The following is a 21,218-nucleotide window of genomic DNA, read 5'->3' as shown; positions in this document are numbered from 1 at the left end:
GTTGGTGGATCGTGCTGCGGGGACGAGGCAAGGTTGCAGTGTAGAAGCTGCAACCTTTTTCGTTCATAGGCCGATCATGGACCCATCGCTCAGAGAGATCATCGCCCACGCGGTGATGGACGCCCGCAAGGGGGGGCTGGATCCGGTCGCACAGCGCGGCGCCGCCGCCACCCTGCTGACCGCCATGATTCCCTCCCTCGACGCCGACACCATCCGGCTGATCGTCGATCAGCTTTACCCCTTCATCGCCGAGCTGGGCGCCGCCGCCTGACTTCGGTTCACGGAATGACGATCTTGCCGGGATTCATGATCCCGGCGGGATCGATGGCGCGCTTGATGGCGCGCATCACGTCCAGGGCGTCGCCGTATTCCTCCTCCAGGAAGGCCATCTTGCCATGGCCCACCCCGTGCTCGCCGGTGCAGGTGCCGTCCATGGCCAGCGCGCGGCGCACGATGCGGTGGTTGATGCGCTCGGCCTCGGCGATCTCCTCGGGGCGGGCGGGATCGACCAGCAGCATGACGTGGAAGTTTCCATCCCCCACATGGCCGACGATGGCCGAGGTCAGCGGGGTGGACTTCAAGTCCTCCTCGGTTTCCAGCAGGCATTCGGCCAGACGCGAGATGGGCACGCAGGCGTCGGTGGTCCAGGCCCGGCAGCCCGGCCGCATGGCCACGCCGGCGTAATAGGCGTTGTGGCGCGCCGCCCACAATCGGGTGCGCTCCTCGGCGCCGGTGGCCCATTGGAAGCCCTCGACCCCGAATTCGGCGGCGATGGCCTCGACCTTCTCGGCCTGCTCCTGCACGGAAGCGGGGCTGCCGTGGAATTCGAAGAACAGGGTGGGCGCCACCTTGTGGCTGGTCTTGGAATAGCGGTTGACCGCGTCGATCATCACCTTGTCCAGGAACTCGATGCGCGCCACCGGCACGCCCGACTGGATGGTGAGGATCACGGTGTTGACCGCCGCCTCGATGGAGGGGAAGGGGCAGATTGCCGCCGAAATGGCTTCGGGGATGCCGTGCAGGCGGAGCGTCAGCTCGGTGATGATGCCGAGCGTGCCTTCCGAGCCCACGAACAGGCGGGTGAGGTCGTAGCCGGCGGCCGATTTGCGCGCCCGCTTGGCGGTGCGGATCACCCGGCCGTCGGGCAGCACCACCTGGAGCGACAGCACGTTCTCGCGCATGGTGCCGTAGCGCACGGCGTTGGTGCCCGACGCCCGGGTCGCCGCCATGCCGCCCAGGGAGGCGTCGGCGCCGGGATCGATGGGAAAGAACAGCCCGGTGTCGCGCAGGTATTCGTTCAACTGCTTCCTGGTCACGCCGGGCTGGATGGTGACGTCCAGATCCTCGGCCCTGACCTCGAGGACACGGTTCATGCCGCTGACGTCGATGCAGACGCCGCCCGAAAGCGCCGCCACATGCCCTTCCAGCGAGGTGCCGGTGCCAAAGGCGATGACCGGAACCCCATGGGCGGCGCAGGCCTTGACGGTGGCCGCCACCTCCTCGGTGGATTGGGCGAAGACCACGGCTTCGGGCGGGCAGGGGGCGAAGTGGGATTCGTCCTTGCCGTGCTGCTCGCGCACGATCTGGGCGGTGGAGAAGCGCTCGCCGAAGCGGGCGGCGAGATCGGAGGCAAGGTCGGCGGGAAGGGGCATGGGGACGGGCCTTCGTGGTAGGACCACTTAAATTAAGGCTCCTTGCCCGCCCGGCGCAAGGCCAGCGCCATGCCGATGCCGCACAGGGTGGCGGCGCCCAGGACGAGCGAGGCGGCGGACCAGCCTTGGGACGAGACGGCGGCGCCCACCACCACCGGCCCCAGCAGCTGGCCCCAGTTGCTGCCCTGCATGTAAAGGCCCAGCGTCACCGGCACCAGGGTCAGGCGCGGCGCGTAGACCGAGGCCGAGCCCAGGATGCAGCCGGGCAGCAGGCCCGAGCAGGCGCTGACCATCAGGCACAGGCCATAGGCGGCGGCGGGCGGGACCCAGGGCTGGAAAATCCCTAAGCAGCCGACCATCATCACCGCGAAGGCGGCGGCCATCACCTTGCGCCGGGGCAGACCGAGGCGGAGCGCCGGACCCGACGAGACGTTGCCGATGATGTTGACCCCGGCCACCAGGGCGGCCATCAGCCCGGCGGTGCCGGGGCTGACCTCCATGCGCTCGATCAGCAGGGTGGGCAAAAAGCCGGTAAGCGCCGCATAGGCGGCGGAATAGGGGATGAAGGTGGCGGCCAGCAGCAGCGGACCGGGGGCCCGCAGCGTGTCGGCCACGTCGTGCAGGATGTGGCTGTCCTGCCGGGGCGGCCTGGGCGGGCGCGGCATGCGGAAATGGACCAGCAGGGCGTAGCCCAGCAGCAGCGCGGCCATGCCCAGCCACAGGCCGCGCCAGCCGACCAGGGGAAGCGCGGGGGCGGCGGCCATGGACACCGCCATGCCGAACGGCATGAAGGCCCCCCACAGGCCGAAGGCCATCTGGCGCTGGCTGGCGGTGGTCAGCAAGGTGATGAGGGCGGGCGCCGAGATGACCACCAGCATATAGCCGATACCCTCCACCACCCGGGCGGCCAGCAAGGCTTCGAAGCCCGGGATGAGGCCCCCCGCCAGGCTGCCGGCCGCCAGAATGCCGAGTCCCACCGGCAACAGGCGGCGCGAGCCCAGGCGGGTGACCAGGGTGCCCATGCCGGCGCCGACGGCGGCTCCCATCAGGGCGAAGATGGAGAGGATCCAGGCGGCGTGGGACAGGTCGAGGCCCATCTCGCCCCGGATGAAGGGCAGCGCGATGGGGGCCTTGCCCACCTGGAAGGCGGCGGCGACTCCCGCTCCCACCGCCATGAGGACGGCGGGCCACGAGGTACGTTCGGGATTCATCTACTTGGAATCGCGCTGCGTCAGGGCGTCGAGCCAGGGATTGCCGCCGCCGCCCAGCGCCTGGGTCCAGGGGGTGAGCCACGCCTGGGTCATGCAGGTCCACAGCGCCAGGGGATTGCCCCACATGGCGGGCGACAGCAGGGTTTCGGCGGCCTGGAAGGACGGCGTGGCCGAGAGATGAATGCTCACATGCTCGGCCGCGCCGTCGGGGTCCTGGCGATGGACGATCTCCATGCGAAGGTTGGGCAGATTGCCAACGATGCGGGTTTCGTCCTTCACCATGATCTCCTGTGTCCTCGGGGCGACCTGCGGGCAGGATGCCCGCGCTCCGATAAATTCAGCGGGCAGGATGCCCGCGCTCCGGGGCGGCGATGCCCCTTGGAGCGCGGCCGTCCCGGCCGCCTTAGTTCTTGATGGTCTTGCGGCAGGCCGTGGCGGCCCGGCGGCAGGCTTCGGCGCATTCCTTGAGCCGCACGTCCTCCTTGGCCAGCTTCTCGCAGGCGCTGGCGCACTTGTCGGACACCTCGGCCGCCACCTGGCAGGTGAGGTGGTGCAGGCGCGATGAACGCAGCATGAAGTCGGCGGCGGTCTCGTTGATGTCGGCGCAGTCGAGCAGCAGCTGGACCAGTTCCCATTCGGCGGCGCTGCCGCCCTGTTGCATGCCGTGGATCACCGACTCGGTGCAGGCCCGGTGCGCCAGTTCACAGGCGTCAATGCAATCGGACAAAGGCATTTTGCGTTTCTCCCCTGTACGGGCCGGACGAGTCCGGCCCGTTTCCTTGGTAGACCCGGTGGGCGGAGGCGTCAATCCGCGTAATCGTACTTGCCGCCCTTCCAAACATACATGACGTAGCCGGGAGCGGCGACGTCGCCCTTGGCGTCGAAGCCGATCTTGCCGATGGCGGTGTCGAACTTGTCGGCCTTCAGCGTGGCCGCCACCTTCTTCCAGTCGGTGGACTTGGCCTTCTCGGCGGCCTGGGCCCAGGCCTGGATGGTGCCGTAGGTGTACAGCGTATAGGCCTCGGGCTCGTATTTCTGGGCGCGGTAGTACTTGACCAGGTCGGCGTTGGCCGGGTTCTTGCGGGGGTCGGGGCTGAAGGTCATCATGGTGCCCTCGCCGGCAGCCCCGGTGATGGCCCAGTATTCCTCGGTCACCAGGGCGTCGCCGCCCATCAGCCGGGTCTGCATTCCCTGGTCGCGCAACTGGCGGACGATCAGGCCCGCCTCGGTCTTGTAGCCGCCGAAATACAGCAGGTCGACCTTGGCCGCCTTCAGCTTGGTGACCAGGGCGGAATAGTCCTTCTCACCGGCCGAGATGGCCTCGTACACCGCTTCCTTGACGCCGTTCTTGCCCAGGGCGTCGCGGGTCTGGTCGGCCAGGCCCTTGCCGTAGGCCGACTTGTCGTGAACGATGGCCACCACCTTGCCCTTCATGGTCTTGGCGATGAATTCGGCGGCGATGACGCCCTGCTGGTCGTCGCGGCCGCAGGTGCGGAACACGTTGGGCAGGCCGCGTTCGGTGAACTTGGGGTTGGTCGAGGCGGGCGAGATCTGCAAGATGCCGGTCTCTGCGTAGACTTCCGACGCGGGAATGGACGAGCCCGAGCAGAAGTGTCCGGCGACGAAGGGCACCTTCTTGGCGGCCATCTCGTTGGCCACGGCCACCGCCTGCTTGGGGTCGCAGGCATCGTCGCCCATGGCCAGAGCCAGCTTCTGGCCCAGCACGCCGCCCTTGGCGTTGATGTCCTCGATGGCCTTCATGGCGCCGCGCTTGAACTGCTCGCCGAAGGCGGCCTCGCTGCCCGACAGCGGTCCGGCCACGCCGATGGTGATGTCGGCCCGCGCCGCGCCGGCCAGCAGCAGCGCCGTCGCCAGACTGATCCCCGTAATCCCGATCCTGCCCATGTCTGTCTCCTCCCTGAGATATGAAATATCCGGATTTCAGTCTACCAGCGGATGGGCGGCGCGCCACAGCGGAATCCCGCCAGCGGAATTGCTTGAAAAAGCGATATCGCTTCGATATACAATATTCCCGTGGCGCCGAGGGTGGCGCCGACCGGATGCGGAGTAGGATCGATGTCGGACGAGAACAAGACCAAGGCTGCGGCCGTACCCAAGCCCAAGGCGGCCGCCGCCAAGGCCGAGGCCAAGCCCAAGGCCGAGGCCAAGCCCAAGACGGTGACGGCGGCAAAGCCCAAGGCTGCGGCGCCCAAGAAGGAAAAGGCGGCGCCTGCCGCCAAGGCCGAGATTCCCGCTGCGGCTCCCGTCGCCGCGGCGCCCGAAGCTCCGGCGCCCGAGGCCGCGGCGCCCAAGCTCGACAAGAAGGACGCCAAGCCCAAGAAGGAAAAGAAGGAGAAGAAGGAAAAGAAGGGCCGCAAGAAGGAGAAGCGCAAGAAGGAGGCGGTGATCATCCGCTTCGAGGATGCGCAGCTGCCGCAGATCGACGCCAAGGCCGAGGCCCTGGGCCTGTCGCGGGCCGCCTGGGTGCGGATGGTGGTGGCTCAGGCGCTCGCCAAGGGCTGAGCATTGTCGGCGCCGCCGGCCAGTTCCCTCAGGCCGGCGGCTTGACCGGAAGGGAGGCCGGGGGTTTGCCGGCAAGCAGGAACGCGGTCAGCTCCTCGGCCGGCATGGGATGGGCGAACAGGAAGCCCTGGACCATGTCGCAATCGTACTTGGTCAGATGATCCAACTGCTCCTGGCTTTCGATGCCGGGGGCGACGACCGACAGATGGAGGCCGCGCGCCACCGCCACGATGGCGGTGACGATCTCGGATTCCTCGGCGCCCGAGGCGGCGTCGCGCACGAAGCTCTGGTCGATCTTCAGCGTGTTGCTGGGCAGTTTGCGCAGGAATGAGAACGAGGAATAGCCCGAGCCGAAGGCGTCGATGGCCATGCGCACGCCCAGCGTCTTGAACTGGGTGAAGATGGCGTCGACGTCCTGGCCCTTGTCGATGATGGCGCTTTCCGGCACGTCCAGCTCCAGGGCGCCCGGGGGCAGCGCGCTGGTCTCCAGGGCGGCGGCGATGTCCTCGATCAGTTCGGGGGCGCGCAACTGCCTGAGGCTGAGATTGATGCCGACCTTGAGGCCGGCGTGACCGGCATCCAGCCAGGACTTGGCCTGGCGGCAGGCCTGGTCGAGCACGAAGCGGCCGATGGGAAGGATCAGGCCGGTCTCTTCCGCCAGCGGCAGGAACTGGTTGGGCATGATCAGGCCGAAATCGGGATGGCGCCAGCGCAGCAGCGCCTCGGCCGCCACCACGGCGCCGGTGCGGGCGTCGAAGATGGGCTGGTAATGCAGCAGGAATTCGCCGCGCTCCACCGCGTGGCGAAGGGCGCTTTCCAGGGCCAGACGCTCGAAGGCCAGGGCGTTGACGGTCTCGGAATGGAAGCGGCAGGCGTTGCGGCCCTGGTGCTTGGCCCGGTACATGGCGGCGTCGGCCAGCTTGATCAGGGTCTGGGCATCACCGCCGTCGGACGGGTACAGCGCCACGCCGATGGAGGACGAGATGCGGGCTTCGTGCCCCTGCAGGTCGAAGGGCTCGGCCAGCAGCGACAGGATCTTGTGGGCGACCACGGCGCCGTCGCGGGGTTCGCCGATCTCTTCCAAGATGACCGTGAACTCGTCGCCGGCCAGACGGGCCACGGTGTCGCCCTGGCGAATGCACGACGACAGGCGTTCGGCCACCTGCTGCAGCAAGATGTCGCCGGCCAGATGGCCCAGCGTGTCGTTGACCTGCTTGAAGAAGTCGAGGTCGATGAACAGCAGGGCGACGATGGACTGGTTGCGGTGGGCGCGGGTCAGCGCGCGCGACAGACGCTCCTGGAACAGGGTGCGGTTGGGCAGCCGGGTCAGGGGATCGTGGTTGGCGGCGTAGCTGAGGCGCTCCTCGTCCTGCTTGCGCGACGTGATGTCCGAGAACACCGCCACGTAATTGGAAAGCTCGCCCCGCTCGTTGCGCACCACCGAGATGTTCAGCCACTCGGCGAACATTTCGCCGGTCTTGCGGCGGTTCCAGATCTCGCCCTGCCACTTGCCGGTTTCGGCCAGGGTCTTGAAGATGACGTCGTAGAATTCCGGCGGATGGCGGCCCGAGGCCAGGAATCGGGGCGTGCGGCCGATCACCTCGTCGGCGGGATAGCCGGTCAGCTCGGTGAAGGCCGGGTTGACGTGGATGATGCGGCGCATCTCGTCGGTGACGAACAGCCCTTCGCCGGTGCTCTCGAACACCGTGGCGGCCAGGCGCATATGGTCCTCGAGGCGCTTTCTTTCCGTAACGTCCTCGACCACCGCCACGGTGAAGCGGGTCTCGTTGTCGGGACCCTCGCGCATGGCGGTGACGGTGAGGCGCGCCCAGACGGTGGCGCCGTCGCGGCGGATGTAGCGCTTGGTCAGCTCGTAGCTGTCCAGGCGCCCGGCCATCATGTCGTCGCGCATCTGCCGGTGGGCGTCCACGTCGTCGGGATGGGTGATGTCCCGATAGGTCATGGCCTGCAATTCGGCGTCGGAATAGCCGACCATGGTGCAGAAGGCGGGATTGCAGTGGATGTAGTTGCCGCCGGCATCGGACAGGATGACGCCGGTGCCGGCATTGTCGAACAGGGCGCGGAAGCGCGATTCGCTCTGGCGCAGCGCGGCGTCGGCGGCGGAGCGGCCGATGGCGTAGCGGATGGCGCGGCGCACCAGTTCGCCGTCGCCCTGGCCCTTGACCAGATAGTCCTGGGCGCCCTGGCGCAGCGCTTCAAGCGCCAGCGCCTCGTCCGAGGTGCCGGTCAGCACCACCACCGGAACCGTGGGGCTGGCCGTGCGCAGTCTGGCTAGGCTGTCCATGCCGAAGGAATCGGGCAGCGACAGGTCGAGAAGGACCACGTCGATGGGCTGGGCCTGCAGCGCGGCCAGTCCTTCGGATAGCCGGGCGGCCTTCACCACCTTGAACGGACGGGCGGGGTCCTCGTGGAGGTACAGCTCCACCAGCCGGGCGTCGCCGGGGTTGTCTTCGACGACGAGGACGGTCAGCACGGCGGGGAGGGGGCGGGGACCGCTCATGGCGCGGTGCTCAGCGCGGCGGCAGCGTGACCACCGAGCACCAATATTCCTCTATGGACCTGACGACCGAGATGAAGCGGTCCAGGTCGACGGGCTTGGTGATATAGCAATTGGCGTGCAGGTCATAGCTGCGCAGGATGTCCTGCTCGGCCTGCGAGGTGGTCAGCACCACCACGGGAATGCGGCGCAGATCCTCGTCCGCCTTGAGCTCGGCCAGGACCTGACGGCCGTCCTTGCGGGGCAGGTTGAGGTCCAGAAGAATCAGATTGGGGCGCGGCGAGCCGGCATACGGCCCCTCGCGGCGCAGGAAAGACATGGCCTCCACGCCATCGACCACCACCTTGAGGCGGCTGGTCATGCGCCCTTCCTTCAGGGCTTCCTGGGCGAGACGGGCATCTCCCGGATTATCCTCGACCAGCAGGATTTCAAAAGCTTCCGATGCGTTGCGCAGGGTCAAGACCGACTCCCCCTTCTCCCGCCAAACGGGGTGAGCGGGAACTATATTACGGGTTTAGCCGTATGGAAACCGGCTTACGTGCAGAATGAGACATTTGCGGGGATTATTTCTGTGGGGCTATGGCGGAGGCCCGGTTGATTATCCCCCGGAGCCTCATCACCTTAGCTTGAACGAGGTGCCGCCGCGCCTGGCGGAACCGCTTGTGGATAGCGGGAGGAAACATGGTACGGACACTACTTTTCGCCGGTCTGGGGCTGGTGCTGGCCACCGGACAGGCGCTGGCCGCCGAACTGGTGATTCCGGTCAACGCCATCGACGCCAATGGAGTCGGAGCCGGAATCGGCACCGTCACGGTCAAGGACACTAAGGGCGGGTTGATGGTCATGCCCAAGCTGTCCGGGTTGACCCCCGGACCGCACGGCTTCCATGTCCACGAGAACCCGAGCTGCCAGCCCAAGGAGCAGGACGGCAAGATGGTGCCCGGCCTTGCCGCCGGCGGCCATTACGATCCGGTCAAGGCGGCAAAGCACGAAGGCCCGTGGGGGCACGGACATCTGGGTGACCTGCCGGCCCTGGCGGTCAACGGCGACGGCACCGCCACGGATGCGATGACCGCGCCCAAGCTCAAGGTGTCCGACCTCAAGGGCCGGGCCGTCATCGTTCATGCCGGAGCGGACAATTACGCTGACCAGCCCAAGCCCCTGGGCGGCGGCGGCGGCCGGGTGGCCTGCGGCGTGGTTCCCGCCAAATAGAGGAGAGATCGGCCGAGGGGGCGGTATCGCGCCAATCCCCCTCGGCTCCGACGGCCCTTGCGCTCGGCCGTCAGATGATTTCCTCGCCTTCGTGGCAATAGGCGCGCAGCGCGGGAATGTCGGCGATGGACACCGCGTTGCCGTCGACCACCACGCCGTGGCCCTTGAGATGGGCGAAGGCGCGCGACAGGGTCTCGGGCCGCACGCCGACGCGGGCGGCGATGACGCTCTTGGAGTGGGGCAGCCGCACGATGGTCGAGCCCTCGCGCTTGGCGGTCAGCCCGATCAGGTACAGCGCCAGACGCTGCGCCGCCGATTTCAGCTTCAGGTCCTTGACCTCGCGCACCAGGGTGCGGAAGTGCCGCGACAGCGAGGTCACCATGACGTAGGCCAGATCCGGTCTTTCGCGCACGTCGCGGCGGAAGCGCTCGCCCGGCAGCGACAGGATGCGCGACGGGGTCAGCGTCACGGCGCTCATCAGGAACGGCTTTTCGGTCAGCACCGCCGCCGGGATGAACATCTCGCCCGCCTTGAGGATCTCGACCATGGTCTCGCCGCCATCGGCGATGGTGCCGGTCAGCCCCACCTGTCCGTCCAGGACTACGCGCAGGGCGTCGGGGGCGTCGCCCTGGCGGAAGATGACGTCGTTGCGGGCGTATTTGGTGACTGAGGCCTCGACGGTGATCTCGGCCAGGACGGCCGGACTCAGGTCGCAGAACAGCGGCAGGCGGGCCACCGCCGCCAGATCCTCCGGCCGCAACTTATGCCCTTCAGAGGTGGAGTTTCCCCGTTGCTGTGCGTTCATGTGCATTCCGACGAATTTCGACTAATTGACCATCAGAATGCGAAATAACAGAGGCGAGACACTTGACGTCGGTCAATTGGCGGAGAAAACAATAGGGTTGTAACGCTTTAGTGTAAGAGAAACGTCTTATTGGATCTGGTCAAACTCGCATGCTGCACTGCGAATACAGGCCGTTTCTCAGGTCTTCTACTGAGGTGGCCACAGCCATGCCGCGCCGCGGACACCCGAGGAATCGCCATGAAGCGGCGGACGCAGCATGGTGTCCACGTGATCGGAGAAGACGAAACCCGACCACAGGGCGGGGACGGTGCGGTACAGGCGTTCCAGTTTGGACAGGCCGCCGCCCAGCACGACGACGTGCGGGTCCATGACATTGATCACGGCGGCCAGGGCGCGGGCCAGGCGGTGCTCGTAGCGCTCCAGCGCCGCCTGGGCGGAAGGGTGGCCCGACGCGGCCACCTGTTCGGCGGTCCATCCCTCGCCGTGGTCGCGGGCGAGGTCCGGGCCAGACAGGAAGGTCTCGATGCAGCCCGAGCGGCCGCAATAGCAGGCGGGGCCGGGGCGTTCGTGGTCCATGGGCCAGGGCAGGGGATTGTGGCCCCATTCCCCGGCGATGGAATTGGGGCCGGCCAGCAGGCGGCCGTGAACGACGATGCCGCCGCCCACCCCGGTGCCCAGGATGACGCCGAACACCGTGGCGAAGCCGGCGCCGGCCCCGTCCGAGGCCTCGGACAAAGCGAAGCAATCGGCGTCGTTGGCCAGCCGCACCGGGCGGCCCAGGGCGGCCTCCAGGTCGCGGTCCAGCGGCTTGCCGATCAGCCAAGTGGAATTGGCGTTCTTGATCAGCCCGGTGCGCGGGCTAATGGTGCCGGGGATGCCGATGCCGACGCTGCCCTTGGCGCCCAGGCGGGCATCCAGGCCCTCGACCAGATCCTTGATGGTGGCGACGGTGCCCTCGTAGCTGCCCTTGGGCGTCGGCACCCGCAGGCGGGCCATTTCCCGCCCGTCGGGGCCAAGGGCGATGGCCTCTGTCTTTGTGCCGCCAAGGTCAATGCCAAAGCGGAGGTTCACGGCAGGCCGTCCGGCCGCCAGGGCACCAGCGCCGCCATCACCGCGAAGCCGACCACATAGGCCAGGGTCACGTGCCAGCCCTGTTTCAGCCACTGCGCCACCGACTTGGCCTCGGGGTACATGTTGGACAGCGCCACGCCGGCCGACGAGCCGAACCAGATCATCGAGCCGCCGAAGCCCACGGCATAGGCCAGGTAGCCCCAGTCATAGCCGCCCTGCTTGATGGCCAGCGCGGTCAGCGGAATGTTGTCGAACACCGCCGAGACGAAGCCCAGCTGCAGCGCCGTGAAGGCCGAGGCGGGGGGCAATTGCTCCACCGGCATCATGGAGGCGCACAGCACCAGCGACAGCAGGAACACCGAGCCCTTGGCGGTCTCGGGCATGATTTCCCAGTCCGGGCGGCGCACGCTCATGGTCGCCACCACGGCGATCCACACCGCGCCGCCGATGAAGGGGAACTGGTCGGCCATCTGCGGCGCCGACAGGTTGACCGCCACATTGGCCATGATGGCGGCGCCCAGCATCACCGCCACGATGCCCACCCGGCCCCAGTCCACATGGGTGTGGGCGTGGGTGCTCTTGAGGATGGGGGAATAGGCGTGCTGCTGCTTGGCGCCGATCACGCCCACGATCAGCAGCGATACGCCGGCCGCCACGTAGGCCTCGAACACCTGCCCCGGATGGACGCCGGAGATCCACAGCATGGTGGTGGTGGTGTCGCCCACCACCGAGCCCGAGCCGCCGGCATTGGAGGCGGCGACGATGGCGGCCAGGAAGCCCACATGCACCTTGGCGCGGAACAGCTGGTGGGCCATGGCGCCGCCGATCAGGGCGGCGGCGATGTTGTCGAGGAAGCTGGAGATGACGAACACCATCACCAGCATGACGAAGCCGCCCTTCCAGTCGTCGGGCAGGTATTTGGGCAGCACCACGGGGACGTGGCTCTTCTCGAAATGGCGCGCCAGCAGGGCGAAGCCCATCAGCAGGCAGAACAGGTTGGCGACGGTGACCCATTCATGGCCGAGATGGGCGGCAAAGCCCGCCAGTCCCGCTCCCTCCTTGAAGCCGGTGACGGCGATCTTGTAGAGCGAGATGACCCCGAACCCGGCGAGGCCCACATACAGGGTGTGGTTGTGCAGCAGCGCCACCCCCAGCAGGGTCGCCGCGAACAGCACGAATTCGAGGGGAATGCCGAAAAGCGTCATCACGTCACCGTCCCTGTTGCCGCGCCGGGGTTCGCCCCGATCTCCATCGACGATAGCCTCACCTCGCCCCAAAGGCGAGGGGGAGGGCAAGGCAATGCGGAAATCCGAAATGAGGAGGTCAGCCGATCAGGATGGCCGTCTGCTTGCAGGACGGATTGACGGCGATCACCCGCCAGCCGATTCCATGGGCGGCGGCGAATTCGGTGAAGGCACGGTACTCGTCGTCCCGCCAGGTGCGGTTGCCGATGAATTCGTCGAAGACCAGCACCGACCCGGCTTCGATGCGGCTGGCCAGGGCGTTCAGCACGGTGCGGGCCGAGGAATAGATGTCGCTGTCGATATTGGCGAAGCGGACCGGGCCGGGATGGTCGGCCAGGAAGGCGGGCAGGGTGTCCTCGAACCAGCCGGGATGCAGCCGGGCGTTGTCGCCGACATTGGGCAGGGCGCCGCCGGTGGTCAGAACCCCGGCCTGGGTGGCGCCCCAGCCCTCGGGCAGGCCCTCGAAGGAATCGAAGCCGTGGACCTCTTGCTCCGCATGGGCGGCCAGCACCGCCAGCGACGCGCCCCGGCGCACGCCGAATTCCAGCACCAGTCCGGGCTTTCGCGCGTCGCCCAGCGCCCAGGCCAGCAGGGCGGCGCTCATGCCGAACAGCCGCCAGCCGGGGGCCAGATGGGGCACCAGGGCGGCGGCCGAGTCCACCACATGGGCATGCTTGGGGCCGAACAGGCGGGGTTTGCGGCCGGCCAGCACGTCATAGGCGGCGCCCAAGGCCTCGTAGCGGCCGTTGGCCTTGGGGCAGGCGGCGGCCCGCATCAGACGCCGCTCGGCGTCGGCCCAGCCCAGCCGGTCCAGCGCCGGGCCGTGGCTGCCATACCACGCGGCCGCCAGATCGGGGGCACGGGCGATCAGCCGGTCCCAGGCCTCCAGCGCCGCTTCCGTCCGTCCCAGGCCGTTCAGGCTCATGGCGCGCTCGAACACCATTTGGTCGGTGGGGGCGACGGCGGCCTCCACCAGCCTCAGGCAGTCATCAAAGCGGGCATCGCGGCGATAGGCGCCGGCCAGCGCTTCATCCCGGTCGGGGGCTGGGGGCAGGGACTCGAACAGGGCGATCGCGGCGGCGGGATCGTTGGCCAGCAGGCGGGCCTTGCCGAGAAGCAGCGTCAGCCTTTCGTCGCCGGGGGTTTCGGTCAGGGCGCGGGTGAGGTGGAGGGTGGCCGCCCGCGCCTCCTTACGGCCCAGGCGGGCGGTGCCCAGCAGGGCGTCGAGGCCCGGCTCGCCCTCGGGCAACGGTACGAGCAGCTTCAGCGCGCCGTCGAAGCGTCCGGCGGCAATCAGGCCGGCGGCCTGGGCGAGGAGGATGTCGCGGCTCATCCGGGCCTACTCACCCTTGGCCGCCGCGATGGCTTCCGGCAACAGGGCGATCAGGTCCGACAGGTTGGCCGTGGCGGTGCGATGGATGATCTTTGGATCCGCGCCCTCGTAATTGTGGGCGAGGATGTTGCGCATGGCGACCATTTGCCGCCAGGGAATGGCGGGAAAGCGATCCCGGAACTCGGGCGGGATATGGCGTGCGGCTTCCCCCACGATCTCGATGGCGCGGACGGTCGCAAGATAGGTTTTCTCGTCCGCCGACAACTCGCCTGGGGTCATGGCTCCGACAAAGGCCCTGGCCTTTTCCGCATAGTCCAGCATGTCGGCGAGATAATCCACGAAATCGCGGGTCACAGCATTTGCACCTCGGCCAGGATGCGCTGGCCGATGCGGGGTTTGAGGGCCGCCCTGTTCACCACGTCCACCGGCATACCGAGCGTGTCGCTGAGTTCGAGTTGCAGGCCGGCATACTCGAACAGCCCGGCGGCGTCCCCGAATTCGACCAGCACATCGAGGTCGCTGTCATCCCTCTGCTCGCCGCGCACGTACGAGCCGAATACTCCGATGGAGCGGATCGGGTAGCGGCGATACAGATCCGCCTGCATGGCGCGGAGCTGCTCCAGGATGTCGTCGAGCCGGCGCATGGCGCTGTTCCTGTCGGGTCCAGCCCATACTATACCCCGCCTGGGGGCAGCGTGCCAGCGGCCACGGCAAAGCAAAAGCCCCCGAAAGCGTCCGCTTCGGGGGCTGGGGGGGCATGGACCGCCCTCAGGCGCCGGGGATGACGGCGGTGGCTTCCAGCTCGATCTTGGCGGGATGGTCCAGCAGGTCGGCCACGAAGATCATGCTCATGGCCGGATAGTGGTTGCCGATCAGCTCGCGCCAGATGCGGCCCAGGTCGCGCCGGGACGCCAGGTATTCGTCGCGGGCGATGCAGAACGCGGTGATGCGCACGATGTGCTCGGCCCGGCCGCCGGCGGTTTCCAGGACCGCCAGGATGTTCTTCAAGGCCTGTTCGAACTGAGGGATCAGCCGCTCGCTCTCGAAGACCTGCTGGGCGTTCCAGCCCACCTGCCCGGCCAGGTACAGGGTCCGGCCCGGCTCGGCCAGGATGCCGTTGGCGTAGCCGATGGCCGGCGCCCAGCCTTCCGGAAGGATGTTCTTGTGCATGGTTCCTCCTATGGCCCACAGGATTGGGATTGATAATAGTTTATGCATAAGATAATGCCGGATGCAACCTGCTGGAAGGGGGCTCTTCCGTATGGGCGGGGTTCCCCTGATTCCAAGGGATAGGTCGCTAAGATTTGGATTGACTACAAACTGATCGCGGCGCTAATATTTTATGAATAAACTATCGCAGCAGCCCGGAGGGTTTGCCATGAGGATAGCCTGTATCGGCGGTGGCCCGGCGTCCCTGTATTTCTCCATCCTGATGAAGAAGCAGCACCCAACGGCGACCATCCGGGTGCTGGAGCGCAATCCCGTCGACGTCACCTGGGGCTTCGGGGTGGTGTTCTCCGACGCCACCATGGCCAATTTCGCCGAGGCCGATCCCGAAACCTACCGGCGGATCACCGAGGCCTTCGCCCATTGGGACGACATCGAGACCCATTACCGGGGCAGAGTCCTGGTGTCGCGCGGCCATGGCTTCGCCGGGCTGTCGCGCCTTCGGCTTTTGCAGATCCTCGAGGCGCGGGCTTTGGAGCTGGGTGTCGAGGTGATCCACGACGCCAATGTCGCGGACGTCGACGCCTACCGCGACTGGGATCTGGTGGTGGCCGGCGACGGCATCAACTCGGTGGTGCGCGACCGCCACAAGGTGCATTTCGGCCCCGACATCGATCTGCGGCCCAACAAGTTCATCTGGCTGGGCACCACCCGGCCGTTCGGGGCCTTCACCTTCTTCTTCCGCGAGAACGAGCACGGGCTGTTCCGCTCCCACTGCTATCAGTTCGAGAACGGGCGTTCGACCTTCATCATCGAATGCACCGAGGACACCTGGCGCAAAGCCGGGCTGGACCGGGCGGACGAGGCGGAAAGCGTCGCCTATTGCCAGCGCCTTTACGCCGCCGAGCTGCAGGGCCATCCCCTGATCTCCAACAATTCCATCTGGCGCAGCTTTCCCCGGGTGCGGAACCGGCGCTGGCACCACGGCAATGTGGTGCTGATGGGCGACGCGCTGCATACCGCCCATTTCTCCATCGGATCCGGCACCAAGCTGGCCATGGAGGACGGCATCGCGCTCGCCGCCGCCCTGGCCGCCAATCCCAGCCTGGAAGCCGCGCTGGCGGCCTTCGAGGCCGAGCGCCGCCCGGTGGTGGAAAGCCTGCAGCGCGCCTCGCAGACCAGCATGGAATGGTTCGAGCAGACCGAGCGCTATCACGGCCGACTCGATCCCATCCAGTTTAACTTCTCCATGCTGACCCGCTCGTTGCGCATCACCTACGACAACCTGCGTCTGCGCGATCCCCAATACGTGGACGGCATAGAATGCTGGTTCGCCGCCCAGGCGGCGGAGCAAGCGGGGACGGCGCCCCCCGACCGGCCGACGCCGCCCATGTTCACGCCGTTGCGGCTGCGGGGCATGACGCTGTCCAACCGGGTGGTGGTGTCGCCCATGTGCATGTATTCCGCCGAGGACGGCACCATCGGCGACTTCCATCTGGTCCATCTGGGCAGCCGCGCCATGGGCGGGGCCGGGCTGGTGATCGCCGAGATGACCGACGTCAGCCCGGAAGGCCGCATCACGCCCGGCTGCGCCGGTCTTTACAGACCTGAGCACGTGGCGGCCTGGAAGCGGGTTTGCGACTTCGTCCACGCCAACACCCAGGCCAGGATCGCCGTGCAGCTGGGCCATGCCGGGCGCAAGGGCTCGACCAAGCTGATCTGGGACGGCATCGACCAGCCCCTGGAGGATGGGAACTGGCCGGTGATGGGGCCGTCGCCCATTCCCTACCGCCAGATCAACCAGACGCCCCGGGCCATGGACCGCGCCGATATGGACAAGGTGGTGGCCGATTTCGTCCGTGCCGCCCACATGGCCGACGAGGCGGGGTTCGACATGGTCGAGGTCCATTTCGCCCATGGCTACCTGCTGTCCACCTTCCTGTCGCCCCTGACCAACCGGCGGACCGACGAATACGGCGGCTCGCTGGAGAACCGCATGCGCTTCCCGCTGGAGGTGTTCCGGGCAGTGCGCGCCGCCTGGCCGGCGGACAAGCCCATCTCGGTGCGCATCTCGGCCACCGACTGGGCCGATGGCGGCTTCACCCCGGAAGACGGGGTGGAGGTGGCGCGCCGCCTCAAGGAACTGGGCTGCGACATCATCGACGTCTCGGCGGGCCAAGTGGTGGCCGAGCAGCAGCCGGTCTATGGCCGCCTGTTCCAGACCCCCTTCGCCGATCGCATCCGCCTGGAAGCCGGGATTCCCACCATGACGGTGGGTAACGTCCAGTCCCATGCCGACGTCAACACCATCCTGGCCGCGGGGCGCGCCGATCTGTGCGTGCTGGCCCGCACCCATCTGTTCGATCCCTACTGGACCCGCCACGCCGCCGCCGAGCAGGGCTACGCCATGCCCTGGCCGAAGCAATATGCCTCCATCGACGGCTTCGTGCCCCGGTCGGGGTGATAAATTTTATGCTTGAAATAATTTGGGGTCAGCGGCGATCATGGAATTCGTCCGGGTGAATGCCCACCTTGAGATTATCCGGGGCGGGACTCGGATTTCCTCTGTGGTTTAGGCGTAAAGAGGAGGGCGTGAAGATGGCGGATTCCCTTGGCCGTTCGGCCCATCTGGACACCTTCGCCCGCGACGGATTGCCGCCCCGGGAGCTGTGGCCGGTCATGGATCCGTCGCTGCCGCCGCTGTGCGATTATCCCGACGACCTCAATATCGGCACGGTCTTGCTGGACGACGCGGTGGCGGCGGGACGGGGCGAGCGGCCGGCGGTTCTTTACCGCGACCGGGTGTGGACCTACGCCGACCTTCTGGACAAGGCCAACCGCATCGCCAACGTGCTGACCCATGACATGGGGCTGGTTCCCGGCAACCGGGTGCTGCTGCGCGGTCCCAACACGCCCATGCTGCTGGCCGCCTGGTTCGCGGTGGTCAAGGCGGGCGGCGTCTGCGTCGCCACCATGCCTTTGCTGCGCGGCCGCGAACTGGCCTATATCGCCGCCAAGGCCAAGGTCACCCATGCGCTGTGCGACATCCGCTTCGCCGAGGAGCTGGAGGTGGCGCGGACCGAGTCTCCCGGCCTTGCCCACCTGATGCATTTCAGCGCGCTGGGTGAGGGGGGCGAGAGCCTGGACCTGGCCATGGGCGCCGCACCGGCCACCTATGCCGATGTGGCGACCTCGGCCCTGGATGTGGCGCTGATCGCCTTTACCTCGGGCACCACCGGCCCGGCCAAGGCCACCATGCATGTCCATCGCGACCTGCTGGCGGTGTGCGACTGTTTCCCCCGCCATGTGGCCGGGGTGAGGGAGGACGACCGCTTCTGCGGCTCGCCGCCGCTGGCCTTCACCTTCGGGCTGGGGGCGTTGGCCCTGTTTCCCTTGCGGGCTGGCGCCTCGGTGGTGCTGGTGGAAAGCTTCACGCCCGAGACCATGCTGAAGACCATCCAGGATTACCGGGTGACCGGGCTTTACACCGCGCCCACCGCCTATCGCGCCATGGCTGCCCTGGCGCTGGACTGGGACCTCACGTCGCTGCGCCTGTGCGTGTCGGCAGGCGAGCATTTGCCGCTGGCCACCTCCAACCTTTGGGACCGGGTCACGGGCATCCGCATCATCGATGGCATCGGCAGCACCGAGCTGCTGCACATCTTCATCTCGGCGGCCGGCGACGACATCCGGCCGGGCTCCACCGGCCGGGCCATCTTTGGCTATGAAGCGCGCATCGTCGACGCGGCGGGCCAGCCGGTGCCGCCCGGCACGCCGGGCCGTCTGGCGGTGCGCGGCCCCACCGGATGCCGCTACCTGGATGACCCCGAGCGCCAGCGCAAATACGTGGACGACGGCTGGAACCTGACCGGCGACGTCTACACCATGGATGAGGACGGCTATTTCTGGTACCAGGCCCGCTCCGACGACATGATCGTGTCGGCCGGCTACAACATCTCGGGGCCCGAGGTGGAAGGCGTCCTGATGGAGCATCCCAAGGTGGTGGAATGTGCCGTGGTTGGCCTCGCCGACGAGGAACGCGGCCAGGTGGTCTCGGCCTTCGTGGTGCTGAAGGACCCCGCCGACGGCGGCGAGGCGCTGGTCCAGGAGCTGCAGGCCTTCGTCAAGGACCGGATCGCGCCTTACAAGTATCCCCGCCGGGTCAAGTTCGTCCATTCCCTGCCGCGCACTCCGACGGGCAAGCTGCAGCGTTTCGCGCTTCGGGATCTGTAAAGCCTATCGCGGGGCTCCCGCCCCGGTCCCTGGATTCTATTGATAAAATGAAAGGGGGGCTGGGGCATCGCCCCAGACGGGTCTGGGCGGCAGCCCGATACCCTACGTCCCCGCCACCGAGGCCTTCAGCTTGGCGAGCAGGGCGTGCAACTGGCGCAATTCGGCATCGGTCATGGCCGACATGGCCTCGGTCACCCAGGCCTGATTGGCGGGGGCCATGCTGGAAAACAGCTTGTCGCCCTTAGGCGTCAGGCGGACCCACTGGACCCGGCGGTCGTCGGCATCCTGCAGGCGGTCGACCAGCCCTTCCTCCACCAGCCGGGCGATCAGGCCGGTGACGTTGCCGTTGGTGACCATCAGCCGGGCCGAGATCTCGCCCATGGTCAGCCCGCCCGGCGAGCGGTAGAGCTGGGACAAGAGGTCGAAGCGCGGCAGGGTCGAGCCGAAGGATTCCCGCAGGTTGGTGCGCACCACCGCCTCGATCTGCTTGACCGAGCCGAACAGGGCCAGCCAGACCCGCAGGGGCAGGAGCTGGTCGTCGGCGGCGCCGGTCTCGCTGTTGGCGGTTTCGTCCATGGGTGCAGGCATTCCCTGATGGTGATTGAGACATAAAGCTCGTCACCTGGCCGATCAAGGCCGATTTTTGCAACCCTGCCCGCGGTGGCGGGGCGGCAAGAGACCTGCTGTGTTTCAGATATGAAGGGTACTCCATTCACCGTCACCCCCGGACTTGATCCGGGGGTCTGGATTGCCGGGTCAAGCCCGGCAATGACGGGAAATGGAGGTGATGCTAGCCCAGGATCTTCTTGGACAGCATCTCGTTGACCATGGCCGGGTTGGCCTTGCCCTGGGTCGCCTTCATCACCTGGCCGGTGAACCAGCCGAGCAGGGCGGTCTTGCCGTCCTTGACCTGCTGGACCTTGTCCGGGTTGGCGCTGATCGCCGCGTCCACCGCCGCCTCGATGGCGCCGGTGTCGGTGACTTGGCGCAGGCCGCGTTCCTCGACCAGCACGGCGGGGGCCTTGCCGGTTTCCACCATCAGGGCGAAGACGTCCTTGGCCAGGCGGCCCGACAGCGTCCCGTCCTTGATCAGGTCGATGAGCTGGCCCAGATTGGCGGCGGTCACCGGCGGGTCCTCGATGGTCTTGCCCGTGGCGTTGAGCGACGCGAAGAAGTCGCCCATCACCCAGTTGCAGGCGATCTTGGAATCGCGGCCCTTGGCCACGGTCTCGAAGAACTCGGCCGAGGCCTTCTCCGCCACCAGCACGCCGGCGTCATAGGAGTTGAGGCCGTATTCCGCCATGAAGCGGGCCTTCTTCTCGTCGGGCAGTTCGGGCAGGCCGGCCTTGATGCCGTCCACGAAGGACTGCTGGATCACCAAAGGCAGCAGGTCGGGATCGGGGAAGTAGCGGTAGTCGTGGGCATGCTCCTTGGAGCGCATGGAGCGCGTCTCGCCCTTGACCGAATCGAACAGGCGGGTCTCCTGCCTGATCTCGCCGCCGGTTTCATAGACGTCGATGTGGCGCCTTGCCTCGTACTCGATGGCCTGCTGGACGAAGCGGATGGAGTTGACGTTCTTGATCTCGCAGCGGGTGCGAAGCTCGGTCGAGCCCACGGGGCGCACCGACACGTTGGCGTCGCAGCGCATGCTGCCTTCCTGCATGTTGCCGTCGCAGGTGCCGAGATAGCGCAGGATGGAGCGCAGCTTGGTCAGGTACAGACCGGCCTCTTCCGGCGAGCGCAGGTCGGGCTTGGAGACGATCTCCATCAGCGCCACGCCCGAACGGTTGAGGTCGATGAACGACTTCGACGGATGCATGTCGTGGATGGACTTGCCGGCGTCCTGCTCCAGGTGCAGGCGCTCGATGCCCACCGTGCGGGTGCCGCCGTCGGGCAGGTCGAGGATCAGCTCGCCCTCGCCGACGATGGGCTGGTCGAACTGGCTGATCTGATAGCCCTGGGGCAGGTCGGCGTAGAAGTAGTTCTTACGCGCGAACACGCTTGTCAGGTTGATCTTGGCCTTGAGCCCTAAGCCGGTGCGCACCGCCTGCTCGACGCAGATTTCGTTGATCACCGGCAGCATGCCGGGGAAGCCCGCGTCGATGAAGCTGACCTGGGTGTTGGGCTCGGCGCCGAAATCGGTGGCGGCGCCGGAAAACAGCTTGGCCTTGGAGATGACCTGGGCGTGAACCTCGAGACCGATGACGATCTCCCAATCGCCGGTGTCGCCCTGAATGATGTACGCCATG

General features: G+C 67.2%; 21 protein-coding genes. 5 read left to right on the top strand and 16 right to left on the bottom strand.

Annotated elements, in window-relative coordinates; genetic code table 11:
• Positions 1–76 precede the first annotated feature (76 nt).
• Positions 77–271: a hypothetical protein gene (locus tag XM1_RS24245; protein ID WP_156428780.1), complete on the top strand. Its 195-nt coding sequence runs from the start codon at positions 77–79 to the stop codon at positions 269–271.
• Positions 272–278: 7 nt separating this feature from the next.
• On the opposite strand, the gene XM1_RS17840 is transcribed toward XM1_RS24245, so the two are convergent.
• The 5 genes from XM1_RS17840 to XM1_RS17820 all read right to left on the bottom strand — a co-directional run bounded on the left by XM1_RS17840 (position 279) and on the right by XM1_RS17820 (position 4,768).
• Positions 279–1,652 (bottom strand): FAD-binding oxidoreductase, encoded by a 1,374-nt coding sequence (locus tag XM1_RS17840; protein ID WP_068435865.1) that lies wholly within the window; start codon positions 1,650–1,652, stop codon positions 279–281.
• Between the two features lie 32 nt (positions 1,653–1,684).
• Positions 1,685–2,863 carry a CynX/NimT family MFS transporter gene (locus XM1_RS17835; protein WP_068435863.1) on the bottom strand — a complete coding sequence of 393 codons (1,179 nt, stop codon included), beginning with the start codon at positions 2,861–2,863 and terminating at the stop codon, positions 1,685–1,687.
• The gene (locus XM1_RS17830; protein WP_068435861.1) at positions 2,864–3,145 is read right to left on the bottom strand and encodes a hypothetical protein; all 282 of its coding nucleotides are present in this window, start codon (positions 3,143–3,145) and stop codon (positions 2,864–2,866) included.
• Between the two features lie 121 nt (positions 3,146–3,266).
• Positions 3,267–3,596: a four-helix bundle copper-binding protein gene (locus XM1_RS17825; protein WP_068435859.1), complete on the bottom strand. Its 330-nt coding sequence runs from the start codon at positions 3,594–3,596 to the stop codon at positions 3,267–3,269.
• A gap of 71 nt (positions 3,597–3,667) precedes the next feature.
• Complete coding sequence (locus XM1_RS17820; RefSeq protein ID WP_068435857.1) at positions 3,668–4,768, bottom strand: branched-chain amino acid ABC transporter substrate-binding protein; 1,101 nt, start codon at positions 4,766–4,768, stop codon at positions 3,668–3,670.
• A 171-nt stretch (positions 4,769–4,939) separates the two neighbouring features.
• On the opposite strand from XM1_RS17820, the gene XM1_RS17815 reads away from it, so the two are divergent.
• Positions 4,940–5,386: a hypothetical protein gene (locus XM1_RS17815; RefSeq protein WP_068435855.1), complete on the top strand. Its 447-nt coding sequence runs from the start codon at positions 4,940–4,942 to the stop codon at positions 5,384–5,386.
• A 28-nt stretch (positions 5,387–5,414) separates the two neighbouring features.
• Here XM1_RS17815 and XM1_RS17810 read toward each other — a convergent pair whose 3' ends face one another.
• Both XM1_RS17810 and XM1_RS17805 read right to left on the bottom strand, forming a co-directional pair.
• A complete protein-coding gene (locus XM1_RS17810; protein WP_068435853.1) occupies positions 5,415–7,907 on the bottom strand; it encodes an EAL domain-containing protein in 2,493 nt (830 codons plus the stop codon).
• Between the two features lie 10 nt (positions 7,908–7,917).
• Complete coding sequence (locus tag XM1_RS17805; protein WP_068435851.1) at positions 7,918–8,364, bottom strand: response regulator; 447 nt, start codon at positions 8,362–8,364, stop codon at positions 7,918–7,920.
• A gap of 221 nt (positions 8,365–8,585) precedes the next feature.
• Here XM1_RS17805 and sodC point away from each other — a divergent pair, with 221 nt between their 5' ends.
• On the top strand, positions 8,586–9,116 hold the full coding sequence (gene sodC, locus XM1_RS17800) for a superoxide dismutase family protein (RefSeq protein ID WP_068435849.1): 531 nt from the start codon (positions 8,586–8,588) through the stop codon (positions 9,114–9,116).
• A 70-nt stretch (positions 9,117–9,186) separates the two neighbouring features.
• Here sodC and XM1_RS17795 read toward each other — a convergent pair whose 3' ends face one another.
• From XM1_RS17795 to XM1_RS17765, 7 genes are all read right to left on the bottom strand, one after another.
• Positions 9,187–9,876 carry a cyclic nucleotide-binding domain-containing protein gene (locus XM1_RS17795; protein ID WP_231920573.1) on the bottom strand — a complete coding sequence of 230 codons (690 nt, stop codon included), beginning with the start codon at positions 9,874–9,876 and terminating at the stop codon, positions 9,187–9,189.
• Positions 9,877–10,107: 231 nt separating this feature from the next.
• A complete protein-coding gene (locus tag XM1_RS17790) occupies positions 10,108–10,992 on the bottom strand; it encodes an ROK family protein (protein ID WP_068435845.1) in 885 nt (294 codons plus the stop codon).
• Positions 10,989–12,197, bottom strand: coding sequence for a citrate transporter (locus tag XM1_RS17785; RefSeq protein ID WP_068435843.1), 1,209 nt, complete (start codon positions 12,195–12,197; stop codon positions 10,989–10,991). The genes XM1_RS17790 and XM1_RS17785 overlap by 4 nt, the downstream gene beginning before the upstream one ends.
• Positions 12,198–12,315: 118 nt before the next feature.
• Complete coding sequence (locus tag XM1_RS17780; RefSeq protein WP_068435841.1) at positions 12,316–13,569, bottom strand: class I SAM-dependent methyltransferase; 1,254 nt, start codon at positions 13,567–13,569, stop codon at positions 12,316–12,318.
• 6 nt (positions 13,570–13,575) lie between these two features.
• Positions 13,576–13,923 carry a DUF86 domain-containing protein gene (locus XM1_RS17775; protein ID WP_068435839.1) on the bottom strand — a complete coding sequence of 116 codons (348 nt, stop codon included), beginning with the start codon at positions 13,921–13,923 and terminating at the stop codon, positions 13,576–13,578.
• Complete coding sequence (locus tag XM1_RS17770; protein WP_068435837.1) at positions 13,920–14,213, bottom strand: nucleotidyltransferase family protein; 294 nt, start codon at positions 14,211–14,213, stop codon at positions 13,920–13,922. The genes XM1_RS17775 and XM1_RS17770 overlap by 4 nt, the downstream gene beginning before the upstream one ends.
• 124 nt (positions 14,214–14,337) lie before the next feature.
• Positions 14,338–14,739 (bottom strand): RidA family protein, encoded by a 402-nt coding sequence (locus XM1_RS17765; RefSeq protein WP_068435835.1) that lies wholly within the window; start codon positions 14,737–14,739, stop codon positions 14,338–14,340.
• A 208-nt stretch (positions 14,740–14,947) separates the two neighbouring features.
• Here XM1_RS17765 and XM1_RS17760 point away from each other — a divergent pair, with 208 nt between their 5' ends.
• Together XM1_RS17760 and XM1_RS17755 are read left to right on the top strand one after the other, a co-directional pair.
• Entirely contained in the window at positions 14,948–17,200 is a 2,253-nt protein-coding gene (locus XM1_RS17760) for a bifunctional salicylyl-CoA 5-hydroxylase/oxidoreductase (RefSeq protein WP_172821939.1), read from the top strand.
• A gap of 134 nt (positions 17,201–17,334) precedes the next feature.
• Positions 17,335–18,969, top strand: a complete 1,635-nt coding sequence (locus tag XM1_RS17755; protein WP_068435833.1) for an AMP-binding protein — start codon at positions 17,335–17,337, stop codon at positions 18,967–18,969.
• Positions 18,970–19,071: 102 nt separating this feature from the next.
• Here the strand turns inward: XM1_RS17755 and XM1_RS17750 are convergent, their stop codons facing one another.
• Both XM1_RS17750 and gatB read right to left on the bottom strand, forming a co-directional pair.
• Positions 19,072–19,545, bottom strand: a complete 474-nt coding sequence (locus XM1_RS17750; protein WP_068435831.1) for a MarR family winged helix-turn-helix transcriptional regulator — start codon at positions 19,543–19,545, stop codon at positions 19,072–19,074.
• 214 nt (positions 19,546–19,759) lie between these two features.
• Positions 19,760–21,217 carry an Asp-tRNA(Asn)/Glu-tRNA(Gln) amidotransferase subunit GatB gene (gatB, locus tag XM1_RS17745; RefSeq protein WP_068435829.1) on the bottom strand — a complete coding sequence of 486 codons (1,458 nt, stop codon included), beginning with the start codon at positions 21,215–21,217 and terminating at the stop codon, positions 19,760–19,762.
• Position 21,218: the final 1 nt, after the last annotated feature.

The organism is Magnetospirillum sp. XM-1, assembly GCF_001511835.1.
GTDB lineage: Bacteria > Pseudomonadota > Alphaproteobacteria > Rhodospirillales > Magnetospirillaceae > Phaeospirillum.
Note: the sequence above shows the minus strand (reverse complement) of the source record. Positions and strands in the feature narration are given on the sequence as shown.

Excerpts from the sequence above, each read along its gene's own strand:
- XM1_RS17830 (WP_068435861.1), bottom strand. The coding sequence starts at position 3,145 with ATGGTGAAGGACGAAACCCGCATCGTTGGCAATCTGCCCAACCTTCGC.
- XM1_RS17820 (WP_068435857.1), bottom strand. The coding sequence starts at position 4,768 with ATGGGCAGGATCGGGATTACGGGGATCAGTCTGGCGACGGCGCTGCTG.
- XM1_RS24245 (WP_156428780.1), top strand. The coding sequence starts at position 77 with ATGGACCCATCGCTCAGAGAGATCATCGCCCACGCGGTGATGGACGCC.
- XM1_RS17780 (WP_068435841.1), bottom strand. The coding sequence starts at position 13,569 with ATGAGCCGCGACATCCTCCTCGCCCAGGCCGCCGGCCTGATTGCCGCC.
- XM1_RS17810 (WP_068435853.1), bottom strand. The coding sequence starts at position 7,907 with ATGAGCGGTCCCCGCCCCCTCCCCGCCGTGCTGACCGTCCTCGTCGTC.
- XM1_RS17750 (WP_068435831.1), bottom strand. The coding sequence starts at position 19,545 with ATGGACGAAACCGCCAACAGCGAGACCGGCGCCGCCGACGACCAGCTC.
- XM1_RS17765 (WP_068435835.1), bottom strand. The coding sequence starts at position 14,739 with ATGCACAAGAACATCCTTCCGGAAGGCTGGGCGCCGGCCATCGGCTAC.
- XM1_RS17815 (WP_068435855.1), top strand. The coding sequence starts at position 4,940 with ATGTCGGACGAGAACAAGACCAAGGCTGCGGCCGTACCCAAGCCCAAG.
- XM1_RS17835 (WP_068435863.1), bottom strand. The coding sequence starts at position 2,863 with ATGAATCCCGAACGTACCTCGTGGCCCGCCGTCCTCATGGCGGTGGGA.
- XM1_RS17770 (WP_068435837.1), bottom strand. The coding sequence starts at position 14,213 with ATGCGCCGGCTCGACGACATCCTGGAGCAGCTCCGCGCCATGCAGGCG.
- gatB (WP_068435829.1), bottom strand. The coding sequence starts at position 21,217 with ATGGCGTACATCATTCAGGGCGACACCGGCGATTGGGAGATCGTCATC.
- sodC (WP_068435849.1), top strand. The coding sequence starts at position 8,586 with ATGGTACGGACACTACTTTTCGCCGGTCTGGGGCTGGTGCTGGCCACC.
- XM1_RS17755 (WP_068435833.1), top strand. The coding sequence starts at position 17,335 with ATGGCGGATTCCCTTGGCCGTTCGGCCCATCTGGACACCTTCGCCCGC.
- XM1_RS17760 (WP_172821939.1), top strand. The coding sequence starts at position 14,948 with ATGAGGATAGCCTGTATCGGCGGTGGCCCGGCGTCCCTGTATTTCTCC.
- XM1_RS17840 (WP_068435865.1), bottom strand. The coding sequence starts at position 1,652 with ATGCCCCTTCCCGCCGACCTTGCCTCCGATCTCGCCGCCCGCTTCGGC.
- XM1_RS17785 (WP_068435843.1), bottom strand. The coding sequence starts at position 12,197 with ATGACGCTTTTCGGCATTCCCCTCGAATTCGTGCTGTTCGCGGCGACC.
- XM1_RS17825 (WP_068435859.1), bottom strand. The coding sequence starts at position 3,596 with ATGCCTTTGTCCGATTGCATTGACGCCTGTGAACTGGCGCACCGGGCC.